Origin of the sequence: Nostoc foliaceum FACHB-393, assembly GCF_014698505.1 — a bacterium.
In the GTDB taxonomy this organism is placed as follows: domain Bacteria; phylum Cyanobacteriota; class Cyanobacteriia; order Cyanobacteriales; family Nostocaceae; genus Nostoc; species Nostoc foliaceum_A.
Genome location: NZ_JACJTD010000167.1, coordinates 1 through 2795, shown reverse-complemented (window position 1 = coordinate 2795; position 2795 = coordinate 1). Strand labels below are relative to the sequence as shown.

General features: G+C 41.5%; 4 protein-coding genes. 2 read left to right on the top strand and 2 right to left on the bottom strand.

Translation table 11 applies throughout. The annotated features are described in order from the left end of the window. Positions 1 to 102: 102 nt before the first annotated feature. A complete protein-coding gene (locus tag H6G92_RS38620) occupies positions 103 to 453 on the bottom strand; it encodes a response regulator (RefSeq protein ID WP_313890068.1) in 351 nt (116 codons plus the stop codon). 219 nt (positions 454 to 672) lie between these two features. Between H6G92_RS38620 and H6G92_RS38615 the strand changes: the two genes are divergently transcribed. Together H6G92_RS38615 and H6G92_RS38610 are read left to right on the top strand one after the other, a co-directional pair. Continuing rightward, positions 673 to 1689 (top strand): AraC family transcriptional regulator, encoded by a 1017-nt coding sequence (locus tag H6G92_RS38615; RefSeq protein WP_190902106.1) that lies wholly within the window; start codon positions 673 to 675, stop codon positions 1687 to 1689. 427 nt (positions 1690 to 2116) lie between these two features. Beyond that, positions 2117 to 2281, top strand: a complete 165-nt coding sequence (locus tag H6G92_RS38610; RefSeq protein WP_190902104.1) for a hypothetical protein — start codon at positions 2117 to 2119, stop codon at positions 2279 to 2281. Positions 2282 to 2483: 202 nt separating this feature from the next. Here the strand turns inward: H6G92_RS38610 and H6G92_RS38605 are convergent. After that, positions 2484 to 2795: hypothetical protein (locus H6G92_RS38605; protein WP_190902102.1), on the bottom strand; the 312-nt coding region annotated here is incomplete at its 5' end.

Here is a 2795-nt window from a genome sequence, read left to right as displayed (position 1 = left end):
CTCGTAGAATTCTGGTAACATTATCATTAAATAGAGCTTGTTGCGAATGAAGGCTCTTTTTCTTTTACCACAAATTGCTACACTCTTTGCAATATAAGCATTCTAAACCATTTTGTCCCCCCGCAAGGAATTATCTTCAACACTGCCAGTAAAAGCAATTGCCGGAATTTCTCTTTTTTGTGGATGCGTAAGTGTTCTAACTTTCTGTATTAACCAATACCCAGACTTTTCTGGCATAGCAATATCACTTATTAAAAGATCCACCGGGAATTGTTTAATGATTTCAAATGCTGCCGCAGCTGATGATGCGGTCATCACATGAATTCCATAGCTTTCAAAAATATAGCTAATTAGAATCAAGATATCGTTTGTGTCATCTACCGCAAGAATTGTCAACCCTTTAAAGATATCTATATCATCTTCAAGATGCAAATCAAAAAAATTATCTGACACGATCGCAGAGCCTCCCTAGTTGCTTGATCAATTTTTAGGCAAAGTTGGTCAAGTGAGTATATTTTTGGGAGCTTGCTAATCAAGCCCCTTTATCTATGAAGTTACTGTTGTTATTTAGCTAGAAGCATTGATTCAATGCGACAAAAAGTTTGATATTTAAACCTCAAGCAGGTAATTACAATTAAATGACTAACAGCAATCTTCGTCGAGTCGTGTTGTATGTTCCACACTGTCTCAATTAAGTTTGTGCAAGGCATTCTCAATGCAGCGCGTGGTGTCAACTTACAGCCGGAGGCGCTCTTGGCTGCCATTGGACTCGATGCATCCATCCTTGAAAATGCTGATGCCCGAATTTCCCGCGAACAGTATTATGCTCTCTGGCAAGAGATTGTTCATCAGTCTGGCGATCGCTATATTGGTTTACATCTACCAGAATTTAATGTCCCCGCCACCTGGGATATACTTGGCTATGTGATTAATAGCTGTACAGACGTGGCTGAAGCGTTGTCAAGGATAGTCCGATACTCGGAATTGTTACACACAGGTATCAAGTTCTTTCTGAAAACCGAAGACAACGTAACCCAACTGACTAGTATTACTTTCGGACTACCTCAACCGCCTGTGGTTTGCGTTCAGTGGGGTTTAGCAAGTATCGTCGTTGCTGTTCGCAGGATAACTGGACTAGATTGGGTGCCAATCCAAGTCAACTTTCCGATCTCAACACCAGAAGATATTTCTGCTTACCGCTGTTTATTTCGCGCTCTGTTAGAGTTCAATCAACCAACAGCGGAAATTTTATTTGATGTTGCTTTTCTTGGGCAACCAGTGTTGAAATCAGACCCTGGCCTATGTAGCATCCTTGATCGCTATGCTGAGGATTTGTTAGCTCGATTACCACGAAATGAAACTCTTGTAGACAGAGTACTTCAGCTGATTAGTGAAGGACTGCGTACTAGTAACCCTAGCTTGGAAGCGATCGCTCATCGTCTAGGATATACTCCTCGCACTCTGCAACGCCAACTTAAAAAAGCCGGAACTTCTTATCAAGAACTGTTAGACCAAATGCGGCAGCAGTTGTCCATTTACTATCTCCAAGAACGCCATATCGCCATCTGTGAAGTTGCCTTTCTCCTTGGCTTCTCAGAAACTAGCGCCTTCTATCATGCCTTTAAACGTTGGACAGGGACTACACCAGGCGAGTACCGCCGTAGTGTACATCTCTCGTTCCCAGCTTAACTTTTGCTTTTGGTTCCTTTATGACTTACGCACACTCTCTGCATCCTCGATCAAAACTAGCAGTATAATCATAGTTTTTTCACTAAAAAGCGCTTCTTGAAAGGCTTGCCTCACCTTACTTTCAGCTTTGGAGTTGTCGGTTAACAAATTAAATTGTTTGTCGTTTTAACAGATCAATGTCGTCCTATCAGAAACTGTTAAAGTCAAGACGGCTCAAGGAGTTGTAATTTTTTGGGCATTCCTCACAAGGCACGGATTAGCGATCATATCAACAACTGAAAACCTTACATAGTATGGTTTTCTCTTCCGATGACATCAATATGTTAAAGCGACAAACAATCTGTTAACCGACAACATGGTTTTTGTTCTAAATTACGCAATTAATGAAGAAAATCTTTAGTTAGCTGATTGTTAAGGCTCATAATTCATGCAGAATTACACGTTGGGGCTACAACGTGTAATTCTGCCGCGCAGCGATCGCCTACGGTGGGATATCTGCGCCATCGCTCTTAAACGGAGCATAGTCCATCACAGTTGGCATCACCGTGCCAAAACGGGAAAATTGTACGCTAAGGCTGAAAAGCTTGCCTAGCAAGCATCTTAGCCCCTGATTTTTTACCCTTCACCCGAAGAGCGGCTGATTACCCTTATTTTGTTGGTGCAGAGTAGTATTAGGCATCACTGTGCCAAAACGGGGAAAGTGTACGCGCTTGGAACTGATGCTAACCTCAACGCTATGAAAATCAGTTGTTTTGAGCAAATGGCATACCTGTATTTATCACTTTTGACTCGAATTACTCTTTTTGATGGTGCAGAGTACTAGCAATACTCTGCACCATCAAAAAAAATAACGCCCCAAATCTAGACAGAGAAAGACTTTCAGCCTTAGCGTACAATTTTCCTGTTTTGGCATGGTGATGCCCAGTTTTACGTCTCCCTTTTTGTAATATTTGTGTTGCAAGTACACTACAATCACCATGAAGACAAAATAAGATACCCTTATCTTTTATCCGACATAAACTCCGATTAAAACCACTTTCCTTGATATACAACACTTTTACCAACATGCGATCGCGGAGAGTGCATGTTGGCAACGGAATAGAACT

Coding starts and splice junctions, on each gene's coding strand:
- H6G92_RS38615 (WP_190902106.1), top strand. CDS start 673: ATGTTCCACACTGTCTCAATTAAGTTTGTGCAAGGCATTCTCAATGCA.
- H6G92_RS38610 (WP_190902104.1), top strand. CDS start 2,117: ATGCAGAATTACACGTTGGGGCTACAACGTGTAATTCTGCCGCGCAGC.